Origin of the sequence: Pandoraea oxalativorans (genome assembly GCF_000972785.3) — a bacterium.
In the GTDB taxonomy this organism is placed as follows: Bacteria; Pseudomonadota; Gammaproteobacteria; order Burkholderiales; family Burkholderiaceae; genus Pandoraea; species Pandoraea oxalativorans.
Map to the genome: position 1 here is coordinate 4,602,395 of NZ_CP011253.3, position 18,038 is coordinate 4,620,432.

The 18,038-nt window shown below is 62.5% G+C and carries 15 protein-coding genes and 1 pseudogene; 3 read left to right on the top strand and 13 right to left on the bottom strand.

What is annotated here, in order from left to right:
- Window positions 1-68 precede the first annotated feature (68 nt).
- Entirely contained in the window at window positions 69-1,241 is a 1,173-nt protein-coding gene (gene kch, locus MB84_RS20255; RefSeq protein WP_245725421.1) for a voltage-gated potassium channel protein, read from the top strand.
- A 90-nt stretch (window positions 1,242-1,331) separates the two neighbouring features.
- Here kch and uvrC read toward each other — a convergent pair whose 3' ends face one another.
- A complete protein-coding gene (uvrC, locus tag MB84_RS20260) occupies window positions 1,332-3,485 on the bottom strand; it encodes an excinuclease ABC subunit UvrC (protein ID WP_046293062.1) in 2,154 nt (717 codons plus the stop codon).
- A gap of 206 nt (window positions 3,486-3,691) precedes the next feature.
- Between uvrC and earP the strand changes: the two genes are divergently transcribed.
- Both earP and efp read left to right on the top strand, forming a co-directional pair.
- Entirely contained in the window at window positions 3,692-4,957 is a 1,266-nt protein-coding gene (gene earP / locus MB84_RS20265; protein ID WP_052652612.1) for an elongation factor P maturation arginine rhamnosyltransferase EarP, read from the top strand.
- A gap of 138 nt (window positions 4,958-5,095) precedes the next feature.
- Entirely contained in the window at window positions 5,096-5,653 is a 558-nt protein-coding gene (gene efp, locus MB84_RS20270) for an elongation factor P (RefSeq protein WP_046289662.1), read from the top strand.
- A 188-nt stretch (window positions 5,654-5,841) separates the two neighbouring features.
- Here the strand turns inward: efp and nagZ are convergent, their stop codons facing one another.
- From nagZ to MB84_RS20330, 12 genes and pseudogenes are all read right to left on the bottom strand, one after another.
- On the bottom strand, window positions 5,842-6,876 hold the full coding sequence (nagZ, locus tag MB84_RS20275) for a beta-N-acetylhexosaminidase (protein WP_046289663.1): 1,035 nt from the start codon (window positions 6,874-6,876) through the stop codon (window positions 5,842-5,844).
- On the bottom strand, window positions 6,873-7,250 hold the full coding sequence (gene acpS / locus MB84_RS20280) for a holo-ACP synthase (protein ID WP_245725581.1): 378 nt from the start codon (window positions 7,248-7,250) through the stop codon (window positions 6,873-6,875). Before acpS ends, nagZ begins: the two co-directional genes overlap by 4 nt.
- A 192-nt stretch (window positions 7,251-7,442) precedes the next feature.
- Window positions 7,443-8,204: a pyridoxine 5'-phosphate synthase gene (gene pdxJ, locus MB84_RS20285; protein ID WP_046289664.1), complete on the bottom strand. Its 762-nt coding sequence runs from the start codon at window positions 8,202-8,204 to the stop codon at window positions 7,443-7,445.
- Window positions 8,201-9,055, bottom strand: coding sequence for a DNA repair protein RecO (gene recO / locus MB84_RS20290; protein WP_157122796.1), 855 nt, complete (start codon window positions 9,053-9,055; stop codon window positions 8,201-8,203). Before recO ends, pdxJ begins: the two co-directional genes overlap by 4 nt.
- Window positions 9,056-9,179: 124 nt before the next feature.
- Window positions 9,180-10,073 carry a GTPase Era gene (gene era, locus MB84_RS20295; protein WP_046289666.1) on the bottom strand — a complete coding sequence of 298 codons (894 nt, stop codon included), beginning with the start codon at window positions 10,071-10,073 and terminating at the stop codon, window positions 9,180-9,182.
- A gap of 60 nt (window positions 10,074-10,133) precedes the next feature.
- A pseudogene (gene rnc, locus MB84_RS20300) lies at window positions 10,134-11,156 on the bottom strand (ribonuclease III); the annotation flags it as partial.
- A gap of 275 nt (window positions 11,157-11,431) precedes the next feature.
- Entirely contained in the window at window positions 11,432-12,346 is a 915-nt protein-coding gene (gene lepB / locus MB84_RS20305) for a signal peptidase I (protein ID WP_046289668.1), read from the bottom strand.
- Window positions 12,347-12,364: 18 nt separating this feature from the next.
- The gene (gene lepA / locus MB84_RS20310) at window positions 12,365-14,170 is read right to left on the bottom strand and encodes a translation elongation factor 4 (RefSeq protein WP_046289669.1); all 1,806 of its coding nucleotides are present in this window, start codon (window positions 14,168-14,170) and stop codon (window positions 12,365-12,367) included.
- Window positions 14,171-14,378: 208 nt separating this feature from the next.
- Window positions 14,379-14,624 (bottom strand): glutaredoxin family protein, encoded by a 246-nt coding sequence (locus MB84_RS20315; RefSeq protein ID WP_046289670.1) that lies wholly within the window; start codon window positions 14,622-14,624, stop codon window positions 14,379-14,381.
- Between the two features lie 8 nt (window positions 14,625-14,632).
- Window positions 14,633-16,144: a DegQ family serine endoprotease gene (locus MB84_RS20320; protein ID WP_046289671.1), complete on the bottom strand. Its 1,512-nt coding sequence runs from the start codon at window positions 16,142-16,144 to the stop codon at window positions 14,633-14,635.
- A gap of 128 nt (window positions 16,145-16,272) precedes the next feature.
- Window positions 16,273-17,328, bottom strand: coding sequence for a MucB/RseB C-terminal domain-containing protein (locus MB84_RS20325; RefSeq protein WP_046289672.1), 1,056 nt, complete (start codon window positions 17,326-17,328; stop codon window positions 16,273-16,275).
- Complete coding sequence (locus tag MB84_RS20330; RefSeq protein WP_046289673.1) at window positions 17,329-18,018, bottom strand: sigma-E factor negative regulatory protein; 690 nt, start codon at window positions 18,016-18,018, stop codon at window positions 17,329-17,331.
- Between the last annotated feature and the right edge of the window lie 20 nt (window positions 18,019-18,038).

Below are 18,038 nucleotides of genomic sequence, written 5' to 3' on the forward strand. Positions count from 1 at the left end.
ACTCGCCCCTGTCAACCCTGCGCAGTGCCCTGCACCGGCCGCCCCTCGGGTCACTCGTTCCCCGGCACGTGCTGATCGCAGGACTCGTCGGCATCGACGGCCTGCTGCTCGTCGCCTCCGTATTGCTGCGCGTGCCCGGCTCACTGCTCATCGACCTCTTCGTGCGCGGCGACCTCTCGGCCCTCGAACATATCGAAGCCACGCACCTGCCCCGGCTGCTGTTCGGACTGAACGCCATCGAGCGCATCGACTTCTCGCATCTGCCCCGCGCGCTCGTCGGCACGGCGCTCGTCGCACTGTCCTGCGGACTGGTGATTCGTGCGCGCACTGCGTGGGCATTCACGCTGGTCATGCTCGCCCTTGCCGCCGCCATCAACTTCCACCTCGACATCCGCTTCGACGTGACGTTCGTTCTCTCGCTCGTCTGCTTCGGACTGTTGCTCTGGTATTGGCCCGAATTCGACCGGGCCAGCTTCGCCGCCGCCACGCTCTACACGCTGGTGGCCGTGTTCGCCCTGGTGATCTACGCGACGTTCGGCACGATGTATCTGGGGCGCGAGTTCAAGCCGAGCGTCGGCGACCTCGCCACCGCGTTCTACTTCGCCATCGTCACGATGACGACGGTCGGCTACGGCGATATCGTGCCGGTATCGACCGACGCGCGCCTGTTCACCGCGTCGGTCATCATCTTCGGGATCAGCGTGTTCGCGACGTCGCTCTCCGTCGTCATCGGCCCGCTCGTCGGCGGCAACCTCAAGAAAATTCTCGCGGGGAGATTCACGCACGTGATACGGAAAAACCACTTCATCGTGGCCGGCGCATCGCCGCTGGCCGTCAACGTCCACCACGAACTCACCAAACGCGGCTGGCCGGTGACGGTCGTCATCGCCAGCGGCGCGGACAATCCCTATCCGGGAGAAGCGGACGTCATGCACGGCGACGCCAGCGACAACACCGTGCTGACCCACGCGGGCATCGGCCATGCCAAAGCCGTGCTCGCACTGCGGGCGGACGATTCCGAAAATGCGTTCATCGTGCTCGCCGCGAAAGAGATCGCACCGAGCGTGCGCACCATCGCCTCAGTGAACGACAGCAAGCACCTGAGCAAACTCAAGCGCGTGCAGCCGGACATGATTTTTGCGCCGCCGGTCGTCGGCGGTGAGTTGCTCGCCCGCACGCTGTCCGGGGAAACCGTCGATAACGACACCGTCATGCGTTTGCTGTTTCACGGCGATACGTGACGATGGATGATGAGGGGGGCGAGGGGAGCGAGGGGGGACGACAGCCTCCGGCGAAGGCAGCGGCCCGGCGTCCCCGGTGAACGGACTGAACTAGTGAAGCTGGCGATAGATCTGCTCGGCAAGCGTTGTCGAGATACCTTCGACGCTCGCCAGTTCGTCGACGCTGGCCGACACGACACCTTGCAAACCGCCGAAGCGCATCAGCAGACGCTGACGGCGCTTCGCACCGATGCCTTCGATCTCCTCGAGGCGCGACGTCTGACGCGCCTTCGCACGCTTGGCCCGCATGCCGGTGATCGCGAACCGGTGCGCCTCGTCCCGAATCTGCGCGATCAGCATCAGCACCGCGCTTTCGCGACCAAGTTCGAGCGGCGCGCGTCCGTCGGCGAAAATCAGCGTCTCGAGACCCACCTTGCGTCCCTCGCCCTTCGCCACGCCAACCAGGCGACCAATATCGATCCCCAGCTCGACGAACACCTGACGCGCCACCTCCACCTGCCCCTTGCCGCCGTCGATCAGCACCAGTTGCGGGAGATTGGCTTCGACGTCGGCGACATCGGGGGCGACCGATGCACTCGGTGCGGTCGATTCGGTCGCGTCACCTTCCGCCACGACGGAAGTGTCAGCCTCCGCACGAGCGACGTCGGCGGCCACGGACGACGGATCGGCGGCGTCGCTCACCGTCGCAGCAGCCGCCTCCATCAAACGGCCATACCGGCGCGTGAGCACCTGACGCATGGCGGCATAGTCGTCGCCCGGCGTAATACCCGTGATGTTGTAGCGCCGGTACTCGCTCGTCTGCATCTTGTGATGATGGAACACCACGCACGAGGCCTGTGTGGCTTCGCCCTGCGTATGGCTGATATCGAAGCACTCCACGCGCAGCAGCGCGGGATCGTCGATGTCGAGACCGATGGTTTGGATCAGCTCGCCGGTGCGCGCCTGCTGGCTGCCCTGCTCAGTCAGCAAACGCGTGAGCGCAAGCTGCGCCCCTTGCAACGCCATGTCGAGCCATGCGCGTCGCTGGCCCTGCGGTTGGCGCACCAACGCGATACGGCGGCCCGCCTGCTCCGAGAGCGCGGTGAGCAACTCGTCGTTCGGCAGCGCATGGCTCACCACCAGCACCGGCGGCACCGACTGGCCGAGATAGTGTTGAGCGACGAACGCTTCGAGCAGACGCGATTCGAGCGACGCGGACGGGGCTTGCGCGACTTGCGCGGACGGATCGTTGCCGCCCTCTTCCGGCTTTGCCACGGCAGCGGCCGAATCGCCCGAATCATCCTCGGACGGCAACTCGGCGAGCACTTCGTCTTCCTCGAATTCGTCCGCGATCCCGCCTTCGACACCCCGCTCGACGTGCGCCGGGAAATACGCCTTGTCGCCCAGGTGACGTCCGCCGCGCACCATCGCAAGGTTCACGCAAGCGCGACCGCCAGCGTAGGCTACGGCAAGAATGTCGGCGTCGACATCGCCCGCCGTTTCGACGGACTGCTGCTGCAACACGCCGGAGAGCGCCTGCATCTGATTGCGCACGACCGCCGCCTGCTCGAACTGGAGCGCTTCGGCGTAAGCCATCATCTTGTCTTCGAGTGCGCCGAGTACTTCCTTTTGACGTCCGGAGAGGAACGCGGCGGCGTTGTTCACGTCACGCGCGTAGTCCTCGTCCTGAATCGCGCCCACGCACGGCGCGCTGCACCGCTCGATCTGATTAAGCAGACACGGACGCGTGCGATTCGAAAAGACGGAGTCTTCGCAGGTGCGCAACTGGAAGACCTTTTGCAGAATCTGGATGCTCTCGCGCACGGCCCAAGCACTCGGGAACGGTCCGAAATACTGACCACGACGATCCACCGAGCCACGGTAATACGCCATGCGCGGGTACTTGTGCTGCGTGAGCTTGAGGAACGGGTAGGACTTGTCGTCCCGAAACAGGATGTTGTAGCGCGGATGCAGCGCCTTGATCAGATTGTTTTCAAGGAGCAGCGCTTCCGTCTCCGAGCGCGTGACCGTCGTTTCCAGCTTCGCAATGCGCGCGACCATCAACGCAATACGCGGCGACAACTGCGTCTTGTTGAAGTAACTCGATACGCGCTTCTTCAGATTGCGCGCCTTGCCCACGTAAAGAACGTTGCCCGCCGCATCGTAGTAGCGATAGACGCCCGGCAGATTCGGCAACTGCGCGAGCGCTTTGCGCGCATCGAACAACGGCGCGTCGTTGGCGTCGCTGGCGTCATCCGCTGGCATCTGCGGCCCGTCGTTACCGTTGCGGCGCTCGCGCTTCGGCTTTCCGGCGTCGGTGGCTTTGGATTTGCGGGACTTACGCGGTGGCGTGACGTCGTGGGCGTCTTCGGTCATGAACTCTGGCGATCTGAGCGTCCCTTGTGTGCCTCGACTGATACAAGGAGGGACTAAAATTAGAAGTTTAGACCAATCCGCGTTACGGCTTCTCAATGCCCCTGTCCACCGCATCCGCACCGGCGTCCCCACCGGCCCCCTCGCCCGCCACCACGAGCGCCAGCCACCTTCCGCCGGTGCCGCGCTGCGACCTTTTCTGCACCGTTGTCGACAATTTCGGCGACATCGGCGTGTGCTGGCGACTGGCCCGCCAACTCGTTCGGGAGCACGGATGGTCGGTGCGGCTCTGGGTCGACGATCTCGCGAGCTTCCGATATCTGCGCCCGGATATCGAGCCAACGCAGGCTCGGCAGCGCTGCGACGGCGTCGACGTGCGGCACTGGGACGCCGACTTCGGCCCGATCACGCATGACAACGCGCCGGGCGACATCGTGATCGAGGGGTTCGCCTGCCATCTCCCGGACACATACATCCAGGCCATGCACGAGCGTCAAGGGGCGGGCAACGCGCCGACCTGGGTCAATCTGGAATATCTGAGTGCAGAAAATTGGGTTGAAGACGTCCACCTGCAGAAGTCGATCCATCCGCAGTTGGGACTTCTCAAGACCTTTTTCCTGCCAGGGTTCACGCATCGCACCGGCGGACTGATTCGCGAACGGGAGCTGTTTTCCCGGCGCGACGCCTTCCTTGCGTCTTCCGAGCTGCGCGACGCCTGGTGGAAACGAACGCTAGGCTTGGCTGCGGCGCCGCAAGATGTGCTGATTGTGTCGCTGTTTGCGTATGAGAATGTCGCACTGCCGGCGTTACTTGCCCAATGGGCGGCAAGCGACACGCCCGTGGTCTGCCTCGTTCCCCAAGGTCGAATTGCCCCGGCTGTCGGCGAATGGCTCGGACGTGAGACGCTCGCGCCGCGCGAATCGGGGACACGCGGCGCGCTGACGGCTTACGGCCTGCCGTTCGTGCCGCAACACGAGTTCGATAACCTGCTCTGGGCATGCGATCTGAATTTCGTGCGAGGGGAAGACTCTTTCGTGCGCGCGCAATGGGCGGCGAAGCCGTTCGTCTGGCATATCTATGCGCAGGAGGATAATGCACATCACGAAAAGCTCGACGCGTTTCTCGACCTGTATCTGGACGATCTGCCCGCAGGCTCCCCAGCATTGGGACACACCGCGCGCGAGGCGCTGCGCACGTTCTGGCACCTCTGGAACGGATATGCGAGCACGCCGCCGGATTGGGCCGCTCTGGCGTTGGCATTGCCCAAGCTAAAGCCTCATGCGCAGGCCTGGGCCAGCGCGCAGGCAACACTCCCTGACCTTGCTCGGCAACTGGCAAGCTTCGCCGAAAATCAGGTAAAATAGCTGGTTTTTCAACGCTTTGCTGCTGAGCCTGCTGCCCAATTCTCTTCGAACGGACGCGGGAATCAAGCGGCGAATGAGCGCGTGGAAGCGCTCAACAAGCGGCAAATCGCTTATTTCGTCACAGGATCTCGTTTTTTTATGAAAACCGCTCAAGAACTCCGCGTCGGCAACGTCGTTATGATCGCCGGCGAGCCGAACGTTGTGTTGAAGGCCGAATACAGCAAGTCGGGCCGCAACGCCAGCGTCGTGAAGATGAAGCTCAAGAAGCTTTTGGGTACGGGCAACTCCGAAAACGTCTACAAGGCCGACGACAAGTTCGAAGACATCGTCCTTGATCGCAAGGAAGTGACGTACTCGTACTTTGCCGATCCGATGTACGTCTTCATGGACGCGGACTACAACCAGTACGAAGTCGAAGCCGAAAACATGGGCGACGCGATCAAGTACCTGGAAGACGGCATGCCCTGCGAAGTCGTTTTCTTCCAGGAAAAAGCGATCTCGGTGCAGTTGCCGACGACGCTCGTTCGCACCGTCGAATACGCTGAGCCGGCAGTCAAGGGCGACACTTCGTCTGGCCGTGTGCTGAAGAACGCCAAGATCAACGACCTGCTGGAAGTTCAGGTTCCGCTGTTCGTGAACACCGGCGACAAGATCGAAATCGACACGCGTACCGACGAATACAAGAGCCGCGCCTAAGCGCTGGCTTGCGACCGCAGCGCTCTGGGGCGGTGCGGTTCGTCGGGTAACAAAAAAGCGCTCGTCCCTTCGGGGTCGAGCGCTTTTTGTTTGGGGCGATGGTTTGCGCTGCGCGTCACCGATCGATCACCTCTGGGGTTGAAACAACCCACACACAGGACCCGAGGGTTGCGCCCAGTCCGTTCGTCTTAACCGCCGAACGTCTCCGCGATCAGACGCTTCGCCGCCTGATACTCCGGCTGCGCCAGCATCTTCTCCCAGCCGTGCACCTTGCCACGACCCGGCAAATGCTTGATGCGACGCTGCGAGACGGTGTCGGTCACCGGCTTCATTTCGCGCAGCAGTCGGTCCGCCTTTTCCGGACTGTTGCAGATGAGCACCATGTCGCAGCCAGCGTCCAGCGCCGCATGCGCGGCCGTCACAACGTCGCCCGCCGCGCTCGCGCCCTGCATCGACAGATCGTCGCTGAAGATCACGCCGTCGAAACGATACTTGCCGCGCAGAATCTCCTTGAGCCACTTGGCCGAGAAGCCTGCCGGGTTCGGGTCGACCTGCGGATAGATCACGTGCGCCGGCATGACCGCTGCGAGCGACATGCCAAGCCAGTCGTACGGTTGCGCATCGATCGACAGAATCTCGTCGAGCGAACGCTCGTCCACGGGAATCTCGTGATGCGAGTCCGCCGCCACAAAGCCATGCCCCGGGAAGTGCTTGCCGCAGTTCGCCATCCCTGCGAGCAACAGGCCGTGGTTGAGGCTCTTGGCGAGCATCGCCACCACGCGCGGGTCCGCGTCGAACGCACGGTCGCCGATCACGGCAGACGTTCCGTAGTCCAGATCCAGCACCGGCGTGAAGCTCAGGTCGATGTCGCAGGCACGTAGTTCCGACGCAAGCACATAGCCAACGGCCGTCGTGACGCGCGTTGCCTCGAATACGTCCTCATGCCAGAGCTTACCCAGCTTGCCCATCGCGGGCAGATGGGTGAACCCGTCGGTGCGAAAGCGTTGCACGCGCCCGCCTTCATGATCGACGGCGATCAGAATGTCGTCGCGCACGTCGCGAATCTGCTTCGTGAGCGAGCACAGTTGCGCGCGATCGTCGAAGTTGCGGGCGAACAGAATGACACCCCCGGTCAACGGGTGATCGATGCGACGGATATCGTCTTCGCTGAGGGTCAGCCCGACAACGTCCAGCATCACCGGGCCCGGCCTGCGCTTCGTCATTGCGTTTTCTCCGATGCAATATTGCCAATGTTGCCTAAATTACGTGACGCGATTGCAAAGGCAACCGCGTATTCCTTTTCGTCCGTGATCGAAATCTCGATCGACAATTGCCGCTCGGCAAGCCACTGCACCAACTCACCCGACGCGACCACCACCGGCTTGCCCGAGGGCGCGTTCAGCGTCTGCACGGCACGCCATGTCATCGGCCAGCGCATCCCGAGACCGATGGCCTTCGAGACAGCTTCTTTCGCGGCGAACCGCGTGCACAGATAAGCCAGCCCGCGCACCTCGGAGCGCTTCTGACGAGCGCAATAAACCTTGAGTTCCTCAGGCCCGAGCACGCGCTCCGCGAATCGGCCTTTCGTGCGTGTCATCACGCCCACGACGCGACTGATTTGCAGGATGTCGGTGCCCACGCCGTAGATCGTCGTCGGCCCCGGCGGCGCGACGCCGGAGGCTGCCGTCGGGTTATGCGCGGCGGACGGCGAGGACGGGAGATTCGGATCGCTCATGAGAAGAATCGTGTCACGGCTCGATGCGGCGATAAACGGACGGGACGCCGCCGCTCAGCCGCGCGCCGCGATGCGGCTGGCGACCATGATGGCTTTCATCTCGCGAACCGCATTCTCCCAGCCAGCGAAGAGGGCGTGAGCGACGATGGCGTGTCCGATGTTCAGCTCGGCAATACCCTCGATGGCTGCGATGGGCTGCACGTTCTCATAGTGCAGGCCGTGACCGGCGTTGACGCGCAGTCCCAGCGAGACCCCCAGCGCCACCGCACGTTCGATGCGGGCGAACTCGGCCTCGCGCGTCGCTTCGTCGTGTGCCTCGGCGTACCGCCCTGTGTGCAGCTCGACGACCGGTGCGCCCATGCGGGCGGCGGCGCGAATCGGCGCCTCATCCGGATCGATGAAGAGCGACACACGGCTACCGGCTTCGCCAAGCCGTTGCGTCGCGGCGGCGATACGGTCGTACAACCCGACGACGTCCAGCCCGCCTTCGGTCGTCAGCTCCTGACGGCTCTCCGGCACCAGGCAGACATCGTGCGGCTTCACGCGGCAGGCGATTGCCAGCATCTCTTCCGTCACCGCGCACTCGAGGTTCATGCGCGTGATCAGCTTGTCGCGCAGATTCGTCACGTCGTCGTCGCGAATATGGCGACGGTCCTCACGCAAGTGCAGCGTGATTACATCCGCGCCCGCCTCTTCGGCCAGCAAAGCGGCCCGGATCGGATCCGGATATTTCGTGCCGCGCGCGTTGCGCACCGTAGCGACGTGATCGATGTTGACACCGAGGTCGAGGGCGTTGCCTTGGAAGAAGAGGCTCATAGTTTTTGCAGGTCGAGCAGGATCTGCCGGGTATTGAGCGGCACGCCGCCCAAATGGTGGTTGAGAAGAAAGCGCATGAGCAACTTGCTTTGCTGCACGGTCTGCGCCCGCGAGTAATCGTCTTGTTCCATATCGAGCAGGGTCTGCCCGCCGACAACCGGCCAGTCCGACGGTTCGTCGCCGCGCGCCGGGCGCACGCCTCGGTCGGGGTGAAACACGTAGCGGCAATCCGGCACGACCTTGCCACGCGTTTGCGTGCAACGGTCGAACGCCACGGCATATCCCGTCTCGCGCAACAACACGCGCTCGAACGCGCGCAGGATCACGCCCGCAGGTTCGCCGTGCGCGAGATGATGCAGCGTCGTCAGATAGTGCTGGAACAGCTTGTCGTGCGGGTCGTCTCGCGCGCAGAACTTCACCAGCAATTCGTTCAGGTAAAAGCCCGAGAGCAACGCGTCGCCCTCCAGGGGACGCAAGCCGCCCACCCACTCAGCCTTCGTCAACGTGCGCAACTCGCCTTTGCCGAGCCACGCGAGCGAGAGTGGTTGAAATGTCTGAAGCACGCCGCGCAGTGCGGAATGCGGACGCTTCGCCCCCTTGGCGACGAGCGCAATTCGCCCGTGGTCGCGCGTGAGCACATCGATGATCAGACTGGTTTCGCGGTAGGGATAGCTGTGAAGCACGAAGCCGGGTTGTTCCGTCACCCGGCTTTGTTCGCGCTCGGCCACCCGGGCGGGGGACGGCGCGCGTCGCGTGCGCCTGGTTTCGCGCTTGACGGTATCGGCGTTGGCCTGGGCTTGCTGGAAGGCTTCCGAAGCATCGTCGTCGACGGCACGCGTGCGCGTGCTCATCGGACGCGCGGGCCGCGCCCCTACTGCCTCCGAGGCAGCTCGCGGGGATCGCGTAGCTTGCGACGTGCCACCCGCCGACGTTACGGCGTCCGGCGCGTCGACATCGTCACGCGACGTATCCAGCTCACTCGTAGCCATATGCCCGCAGGCTGGCTTCGTTGTCGGCCCAACCGCCCTTCACCTTGATCCACACTTCCAGATACACGGGACCGTCGAAGAGCTTCGCCATATCGAGGCGTGCATCGGTGGAGATCTGCTTGAGCTTCGCGCCCTTGTTGCCGATGATCATCGCCTTGTGATTATCGCGATCGACCAGAATCGTCGCAAAAATACGGCGTAGATTCCCTTCGACTTCGAACTTGTCGATGATGACCGTACTCGTGTACGGCAATTCGTCCCCCGTCCAGCGGAACACCTTTTCGCGCAGGATCTCCGCCGCCATGAAGCGCTCGCTGCGATCGGTCAGATCGTCCTCGCCGTAAATCGGGTCGCCTTCGAGCAGATACGGACGCAACACGCCGAGCAAACGCTTGATGTCGTCCTCGCGCTTGGCCGACATCGGCACGATTTCGCGGAAATCACGCACTTCGCCCAGCTTGCGCAGGAACGGCAGCATCTCGGCCTTATCGTTGATACGGTCCAGCTTGTTGACGATCAGCAGCACCGGTGTGTTTTCCGGCAGGAGCTTGAGTACCTTCTCGTCGTCCGGGCCGAAATTGCCCGCTTCGATCACGAACATCACAACATCGACGCTCGACAGCGTGGACGTCACCGCGCGATTGAGCGAGCGGTTGAGTGCGGTCGCATGACGTGTCTGAAAGCCCGGGGTGTCGACGAAGATGTACTGCGCGTCTTGGGTGGTGTTGATGCCGGTGATGCGATGTCGCGTGGTCTGCGCCTTGCGCGACGTAATGCTGATCTTCTGACCGACGAGGGCGTTGAGCAGCGTCGACTTGCCGACGTTCGGACGCCCGACGATCGCCACGGTACCGCAGCGAAAATCCGTCTTATCGTTCATGATTGGAAACTCTCTTGAAAGGGGGACAGCAGCGCTTGCTCTCTCCCTGAATGGAACTCAGGCAGCTGCCGGAGGTTGCTTGGCGGCGTCGGCCTTGTCGGTCGGCTTTTCGGCGGGCTTTTCAGCGGACTTATCGGCAGACTTCTCGGGCGATGCGGCCGCGTTGCGAGGCGCATTGTGGCTCGACGCGGTCATGGCCGGCGCCGTGGTCGCCCCGACCGCGCCATCACGCGCCTCCTTCGGCTCGCGGGACTCCTTCGCGTCTTTCGACTCGGCCTGCGACGCCACCGTCAGTTGCCCGGCCTGCCCCACCTGTCCGGCCTTCTTCGCCTCCGAGGCCGCCGCCTTGGCAGCACGCTTCTTCGCCGCCTTCGCACTCTTCTCGGCCTTCGGCTTCGCCAGCGCGGGCATCTTCTGCACCTCTTCCAGCGCGTTCTTGGCCGCTGCCTGCTCGGCCGCACGACGGCTGGCCCCCGAACCACCCACCTTGATGTCGAGCTTCGGCACGGTGCACTCGACCTCGAACTGCTGGTTGTGCGCCGCCCCGTGGGTGGCGATCACCGTGTACTGTGGCAGCGCGATCTTGTGGCCTTGCAGGTATTCCTGAAGCAGCGTCTTGGCGTCTTTGCCGAGCGTCTTCGGATCGACATGTTCGAGCACGGGCGTGTACAGCCGCTCGATCACCGCATAGGCCTTCTCGAAACCGCCGTCGAGGTACATCGCCCCGAACAACGCTTCGAGCGTGTCGGCCAGAATCGAGGGACGACGGAAACCACCGCTCTTGAGCTCGCCTTCGCCCAGGCGAAGAAAATCGGAAACGCCAAGCGTCTGCGCGATCTCGTACAACGATTGTTGCTTCACGAGATTGGCGCGCACACGTGAGAGGTCGCCTTCGTCGAGCTTGCCGTAGCGACGGAACAGAATCGCTGCCACCGAACAGTTCAGAATGGAATCGCCGAGAAACTCCAGCCGCTCATTGTTGGCGGCACTGTGGCTACGGTGCGTCAGTGCTTGGCAAAGCAATTCCGCATCGTGGAAACGATACTGGAGACGTTCTTCCAGTTGATTCAGTGATTGAGACATGGCGCAAGTATAGCGCGACGCTCCCGCCCCGGCGCGGGTCGTCGCCAAGAAACGACGGGCTTTACCGCCGTCTGACGGGCTTTTCGGACTGGCGTGAGATCGGTGGATCGGACAATTCCGAGGCCTGGACCGATCAGTTCCCCCGGCGGCCATCGTCCGTCACGCCTTTTATTTCTTATTTTTAAACAATAATGCGGAAATTGACGAAAAGACGTCAATTTCCGCATTAATTCAATCTTTGGCGGGGATGTGTTCGCCCCCGTGAAACGGCTGACTTACTGGAAGCCGCCCAGACGCTTCAGGTTCGAGAAGTTCATCCAGATGAAGAACGCCCGACCGACGATGTTCTGCTCGGGCACAAAGCCCCAGTAGCGGCTGTCCGCGCTGTTATCGCGGTTGTCGCCCATCATGAAGTAGGTGCCCGGCGGCACCTTGCAGATCACGCCCTGGCTGTTGTACTGGCAGTTCTGCTTGTTGGGGAAGTCGTCCGCGCCAATGATGTACGGCGGCACGTTCGGGTCGTTCAGAATCCGGTTCTTCACACCGCCGACCGTCTCCTCGAACTGCTTGAAGTACGCGATGTGCTCGTCGTCGAAGTAATCCGGCAGCGCGGTTTCCGGCACCGGTTCACCGTTGATCGTCAGCTTCTTGTTCTGATAGGCGACCACGTCGCCCGGCACGCCGATCACACGCTTGATGTAGTCCATCGACTCATCCTTCGGGTAACGGAACACCACGACGTCGCCACGCTTCGGCTCGCCCAACTCGATGATCTTCTTGTTGACCACCGGCAGACGAATGCCGTAATCGAACTTGTTCACGAGGATGAAATCGCCGACGAGCAGCGTCGGAATCATCGAGCCCGACGGAATCTTGAACGGCTCGACCACGAACGAGCGCAGGACGAACACCGCCAGAATCACCGGGAAGAAGCTGGCCGAGTACTCCAGCCACCACGGCTGACGCAGCTTGTCGTCACGCAACTTCGCGCGCGCACTCGCCAGCGCATTGCCTTCCTGCGAACCAGAGCCCTGAATACCGGATCCCTGCAACGCAAGTTGCTGCTGATCGAATTGCGCCACGGCATTCTGTGCAGCCCGGCGGCGCGCCGGTTGAAACACCAACTTGTCGGCCACCCAGGCCACCCCGGTCACCAGCACCAGGATCAAAAGAATCAGGGCGAAATTCATGCGGGACCTGTCGCTACGTTATTTGTCTTCGACTTGCAAAATGGCAAGGAACGCTTCCTGGGGAATTTCAACGCTCCCCACCTGCTTCATGCGCTTCTTACCTTCCTTCTGTTTCTCGAGCAGCTTCTTCTTACGCGAGATGTCGCCACCATAGCACTTCGCCAGCACGTTCTTACGCAGTGCCTTGATGTTTTCACGCGCGATGATGTTCGCACCGATGGCTGCCTGAATCGCCACATCGTACATCTGACGCGGAATGATTTCCCGCATCTTCGACGCGACTTGCGCACCGCGACGACGGCTCTCCGAGCGGTGGACGATGATCGACAACGCGTCGACCTTGTCGTTATTGATCAGCATGTCGACCTTGACCACGTCCGACGCGCGATATTCCTTGAACTCGTAATCCATCGACGCGTAACCGCGCGACACCGACTTCAGACGGTCGAAGAAGTCGAGCACGATTTCCGCCATCGGAATTTCGTAAATCAGACGCACCTGACGGCCGTGATACTGCATATCGATCTGCACGCCGCGCTTTTGCTGGCACAGCGTGACGACCGAACCGACGTACTCCTGCGGCATGTACAGATTCACGGTGACGATCGGCTCGCGAACCTCCTCGATGCGGCCCGGGTCCGGCATCTTTGCCGGGTTTTCCACCGAGACGATCGTGCCGTCGCGCTCCGTCACCTCATAAATCACGGTCGGGGCCGTGGTGATGAGGTCCATGTCGAATTCGCGTTCCAGACGCTCCTGCACGATTTCCATGTGCAGCAGGCCCAGGAAACCGCAGCGGAAACCGAAGCCCAGCGCCTGGGAAACTTCCGGTTCGTATTGCAGCGAGGCATCGTTGAGCTTGAGCTTTTCGAGCGAGTCGCGCAGGGCGTCGTACTGGTTGGCTTCGACCGGATAGAGACCGGCGAACACTTGCGGCTTCACTTCCTTGAAGCCCGGCAGTGGTGCGTCGGCCGGCTTGGTCGTGGTCGTCACGGCGTGGGTGACGGTATCGCCCACCTTCGCCGCGTTTAGTTCCTTGATGCCCGAAATGATGAAGCCCACCTGACCGGCAGACAGCGACGCGAGTTGCTTGGACTTCGGCGTGAACACGCCCACCTGTTCGACCAGATAGCTCGAGCCCGTGGCCATCAGGTGAATCTTTTCCTTCGGTTTGAGCGTGCCGTTGACCACGCGCACCAGCATCACCACACCGACGTAGCTATCGAACCACGAATCGATGATCAGCGCTTGCAGCGGCGCATTGGCGTCGCCCTTGGGCGGGGGCACTTTGGCGATCAGCGCTTCGAGAACGTCTTCCACACCCAGACCGGTCTTGGCCGAACAGCGCACGGCGTCGGTCGCTTCAATGCCGATAACGTCTTCGATTTCCTGGATCGCGTTTTCCGGCTCGGCCGACGGCAGGTCGATCTTATTGAGCACCGGCACGACTTCCACGCCCAGCTCGATGGCGGTGTAACAGTTCGCGACGGTCTGCGCTTCCACGCCCTGCGAGGCGTCGACGACGAGCAGCGCGCCTTCGCAAGCGGACAGCGAACGGCTCACTTCGTACGAGAAGTCGACGTGTCCCGGCGTATCGATCAGGTTGAGGTTGTAGACCTTGCCATCACGTGCCTTATATTGCAGCGCGGCGGTCTGGGCCTTGATGGTAATGCCCCGCTCACGCTCGAGATCCATCGAGTCGAGGACGCGAGACTCCATTTCACGATCGGACAAACCGCCGCTCAGCTGGATGATGCGATCGGCCAGGGTCGATTTCCCGTGGTCGATGTGGGCGATGATCGAAAAATTGCGAATATGGTCCATGAGGCGGGGCTATAGAAAAGTCGGTGCCATCGGATTCGGCTCGGCAGCGACTTTCGAGAGAATCGGCAAACACGACATTTTAGCCGAAAGCGCACCGATTCCGTCCGGAATCGAAGGCATCGCGGCCGTATCGCTGAAATAAGCGGGATTCAGTGGAAATGATGGGCAGGCGCCGGTTTCGTTCTGGGCATCCGGACTGGACGAAGCGTCAGCCCCGGGGAAAAACAGTGGCGACAGCGTCGACGTCGAAACGATACCGACACAACTCGCGCTCGCCCAGGGCAAGCACCGGCACGATCTCGTCGTACTTCGCTTCGAGCACCGGATCGCTGTCGACGTCGATCACAGTGACCGAGAAATTCCACGCCGGACGCATCGCTTCGAGCGCCGCAAGCATGTCATCGCACAGATGACACCACTTGCGGCCGTAGAGCGTGAGCGCCGGCGCGGTCATGGGCTGGCTTACTTGCTGCCCGCTGCACGCGGGCGCAGCGGTACGAACTGCGTCGCGTCGCCACGGCGCACCAGGATCGGCACCAGACGCTTCGGATCGAGCGCCTTCACCACCTCTTCAAACTGTTTGGCGTTGGCGATGTCGGCGTCGCCCACTCGCAGAATGATGTCACCCTGCTGGAGCCCCGCACGGCCCGCCGGGCCTTCAGCCAGTTCGACCTGCACGCCGCCGCGCAGCTTCAAGTCCTTCTTCTGCGCATCGGTCAGATCGGAGACGACCAGACCCAACGCGTTCGGATGCGGCGCTTCGGCGCTGCCGCCCTGGGCCTTCGACGCCTTCGGCGCATCGGTATCGGCCTCGGCAATCGCGATCTTCAGATCCTGATTCTTGCCCTTGCGCAGGACTTGCAGCGTTGCGCTCGAACCCGGCTTGGTCTCGCCGACCATGCGCGGCAGGTCCGTCGCGTGATCGACCGGACGGCCTTCGAACTTCATGATGATATCGCCCGGCTGCACACCTGCCTTCTCGGCAGGGCTGCCCGGCTCGATGCTGCGCACCAATGCGCCCTGAGCACGCGGCAGGCCCAACGAATCGGCCACGTCCTTGCTCACTTCGCTGATCGCCACGCCGATACGGCCGCGAACGACCTTGCCCGTCTTCTTGAGCTGATCGACCACGCGCATCACTTCGTCGATCGGAATCGCAAACGAAATGCCCATGAAACCGCCGGTCTGGCTATAGATCATCGAGTTGATGCCCACGACCTCGCCACGCATATTGATCAGCGGGCCGCCCGAGTTACCCGGGTTCACGGCTACGTCCGTCTGGATGAACGGCAGATAATCGCCCGTGTCTCGGCCCTTAGCCGACACGATACCCGACGTTACCGTATTTTCAAGACCGAACGGCGATCCGATCGCCACCACCCACTCGCCCACGCGCAGCCTGTTCGAGTCGCCGACAGGCACCGTCGGCAGGTCTTTGGCTTCCACCTTGACGACGGCGACGTCGGTACGCTTGTCCGCGCCAACCAGCTTCGCCTTGAACTCGCGCTTGTCGGTCAGGGTGACGTAGATGCTGTCCGCGCCATCGACCACGTGCGCGTTCGTCAGAATGTAGCCGTCGTTCGAGACGATGAAGCCCGAACCCACGCCACTGTTCTGCTCTTCGTCCGGCTGAGGTTGGCCACGTCTCGGCGTGCCGCCCTTCGGGCCCGGCTGCTGCGGCATGGGCACACCGAAGAAGCGGCGGAACAGCTCAGCCATGTCATCGTCCATACCGGGCGGCAACCCGCGCTGATTGCGGGCAACGCGCTCGGTCGTCCGAATGTTCACGACGGCCGGGCCGACGCGATCGACGAGCTGAGTGAAATCGGGAAGATTGCTGACAAGCGGTGCGTTCGACGTCGTCGAACCGCCGCTCGGTGCCGAGGCCGGCGCAGCAAAGGCAGCGGGAACTCCCGCCAATTGGGCGGCAATGGCGCCGCCGAGGATGACACGAAGCAGGAGAGTCTTCTTCATTGGAAGATCGTGGTGCGCGAAAGTCTCGGAATCCCTGAGGACAGTCTGGCATCCGACGCACCGTCGCGTCACGTCTGCCTCGCTGCCCGGACCGCACCGTTACCGGTTGCGGCCCACCCGACAGCCGGTCACTTCGCCGGCTGTTTGTACTCGATGCTGGATGCGAACTGTTGCAGCGTGGCCTGCGGCACTTCGCCGAGCAAGGTCAGCCAGAAGTCGCCATAGCGCTTGATGAGGATGTTCGTCGCTCCGGCGCTACCGTGGCCTTCCTTGCGCTCACGCGTGGCCGGTTCGATAAACACCGAAAGTCCGGCCATGCCGTCGGAATATACCACCTGCTGGACTTCCAGCGGTTTGCCGTCAGCCGTCGAACGCATCGTGCGACGCACTTCCCGAACGGCCTTGAAACCCGGCACCTTCTTGTCGACGTCGATGCTCCAGCCAGCGTCCGACAGACGCGTCGTCGCAATCTGCGGCTTCACGACATGCCAGCCGTGCGTGGCCTGAATCGCATGGACGATTCGCACCTTCTCGCTCGGAACGCCGATCGAGATTTGCGAGAACGCCGCCTGCTCCAGCAGATGGCCCTCCGCATCGAGCGTCTGCGCACGCAGCAACAAGCCGGTGTTGCGATCGGCCCATAAGCGGTAGCCAAACCGGTAATCGTCCTTCGGCGTGAGCTCGATCACCATGCAGTCGAAGCCCGCCATCCGTTCGTTCGGTAGCAGCTTCGGCGCGTAGTAGTCGAGCACGTCACGATTGGGCGTCGCGAGCAATGCGGGGAACGAATCCTTGCTCTCGCGCTTTTCCTGAAAAACGGTCTTCTGCTCGGGAATCAGCGTGTAGACGTCTTCGTTCTGACGAAGAATGCGGCGCTGACGGCCGTCGAGCGTCTCCAGTTCTTCGTACTCGTTACCCTTCTCGGCGAAGTGACTGATCTTCGACGAACGCATGGTCGAGCCACGCTGATACACGAAGGTGCCGATGTAGTTTTGCGTTTGCGCCGCACGGTGGATCTTGTTGAGCCACGCACCGACTTCGCGCTTCTCGACCAGCGGGTCGGTAGACGCGGAGGCCTGCGCCCACGCCTGCGTTTGCAGGGTGCTCGCCAGCAGGAATGCAAACAAGAAGAAAGTGCGCCCGAAGGGCGCACGCGGCAAGGATTCGATACTCAGGCGCTGCATTTATTCGTCCGCTTGCGCCGAGGCTCGCATGTAAGGGGAAACGCTCTGCCCGATCGGGGCCGGCGCATATTGCTGGTGAGCTGCAAGATACTGGTCGAGACGCGCATCGCGCAGCACGATCACATCGTTCGGCGCACCCGCACCGTTGGCGGCCACAGCGGCTTGCGGCTGCTGCGACAGCGCCACACGCGTGAGGCTCGAACCGCTGGCAGTCGGTGCTGCGGTCTGAGCGAACACCTGCGGTTGCGCGCCCCCTGCCGGATGATCCTGCAGACGCGGCACCACGACCCACGACAGCGCAGCGACTGCAGCGGCGGCAGCCGCCGTCGGCAGGACGCGGCGAACGCGTAGGAAAGGATTGATTCGCGCGACACGCGAGGCGGCGGCCTTGCCACCCGCAGCAGTCGCGGCCTGAGCGTCAGCCAGTGCGGCCGGCGCGAGCAGGTGCGGCTCGGCTTTGAGGCGTGCGGCGAAGGAGGCCATAAAGGCAGACTCCGAACGCGGCAGCGTCAGTTCATCGGAACGCAATGCGTCCCCGATCAGATGGTAGTCGTCCCACAGAGGCCGGCCCGAGGTGTCAGCCTCGTCCAGCAGGGCGGCCAGTTCGTCCGGATCGAATTCCCCGTCCATCAACGCGGAAATCCGCTCGGCTTGCAGCCCCCGCTGCGTTTGCACCGTCGCTGATCCCATGATATCCCCCAACGAAAATA

Coding starts and splice junctions, on each gene's coding strand:
- lepB (WP_046289668.1), bottom strand. CDS start 12,346: ATGAATTTCGCCCTGATTCTTTTGATCCTGGTGCTGGTGACCGGGGTG.
- uvrC (WP_046293062.1), bottom strand. CDS start 3,485: ATGCCAGCGGATGACGCCAGCGACGCCAACGACGCGCCGTTGTTCGAT.
- acpS (WP_245725581.1), bottom strand. CDS start 7,250: ATGACACGCACGAAAGGCCGATTCGCGGAGCGCGTGCTCGGGCCTGAG.
- nagZ (WP_046289663.1), bottom strand. CDS start 6,876: ATGACGAAGCGCAGGCCGGGCCCGGTGATGCTGGACGTTGTCGGGCTG.
- efp (WP_046289662.1), top strand. CDS start 5,096: ATGAAAACCGCTCAAGAACTCCGCGTCGGCAACGTCGTTATGATCGCC.
- pdxJ (WP_046289664.1), bottom strand. CDS start 8,204: ATGAGCCTCTTCTTCCAAGGCAACGCCCTCGACCTCGGTGTCAACATC.
- MB84_RS20325 (WP_046289672.1), bottom strand. CDS start 17,328: ATGCAGCGCCTGAGTATCGAATCCTTGCCGCGTGCGCCCTTCGGGCGC.
- era (WP_046289666.1), bottom strand. CDS start 10,073: ATGAACGATAAGACGGATTTTCGCTGCGGTACCGTGGCGATCGTCGGG.
- MB84_RS20315 (WP_046289670.1), bottom strand. CDS start 14,624: ATGACCGCGCCGGCGCTCACGCTCTACGGCCGCAAGTGGTGTCATCTG.
- MB84_RS20330 (WP_046289673.1), bottom strand. CDS start 18,018: ATGGGATCAGCGACGGTGCAAACGCAGCGGGGGCTGCAAGCCGAGCGG.
- recO (WP_157122796.1), bottom strand. CDS start 9,055: ATGAGCACGCGCACGCGTGCCGTCGACGACGATGCTTCGGAAGCCTTC.
- lepA (WP_046289669.1), bottom strand. CDS start 14,170: ATGGACCATATTCGCAATTTTTCGATCATCGCCCACATCGACCACGGG.
- earP (WP_052652612.1), top strand. CDS start 3,692: ATGCCCCTGTCCACCGCATCCGCACCGGCGTCCCCACCGGCCCCCTCG.
- MB84_RS20320 (WP_046289671.1), bottom strand. CDS start 16,144: ATGAAGAAGACTCTCCTGCTTCGTGTCATCCTCGGCGGCGCCATTGCC.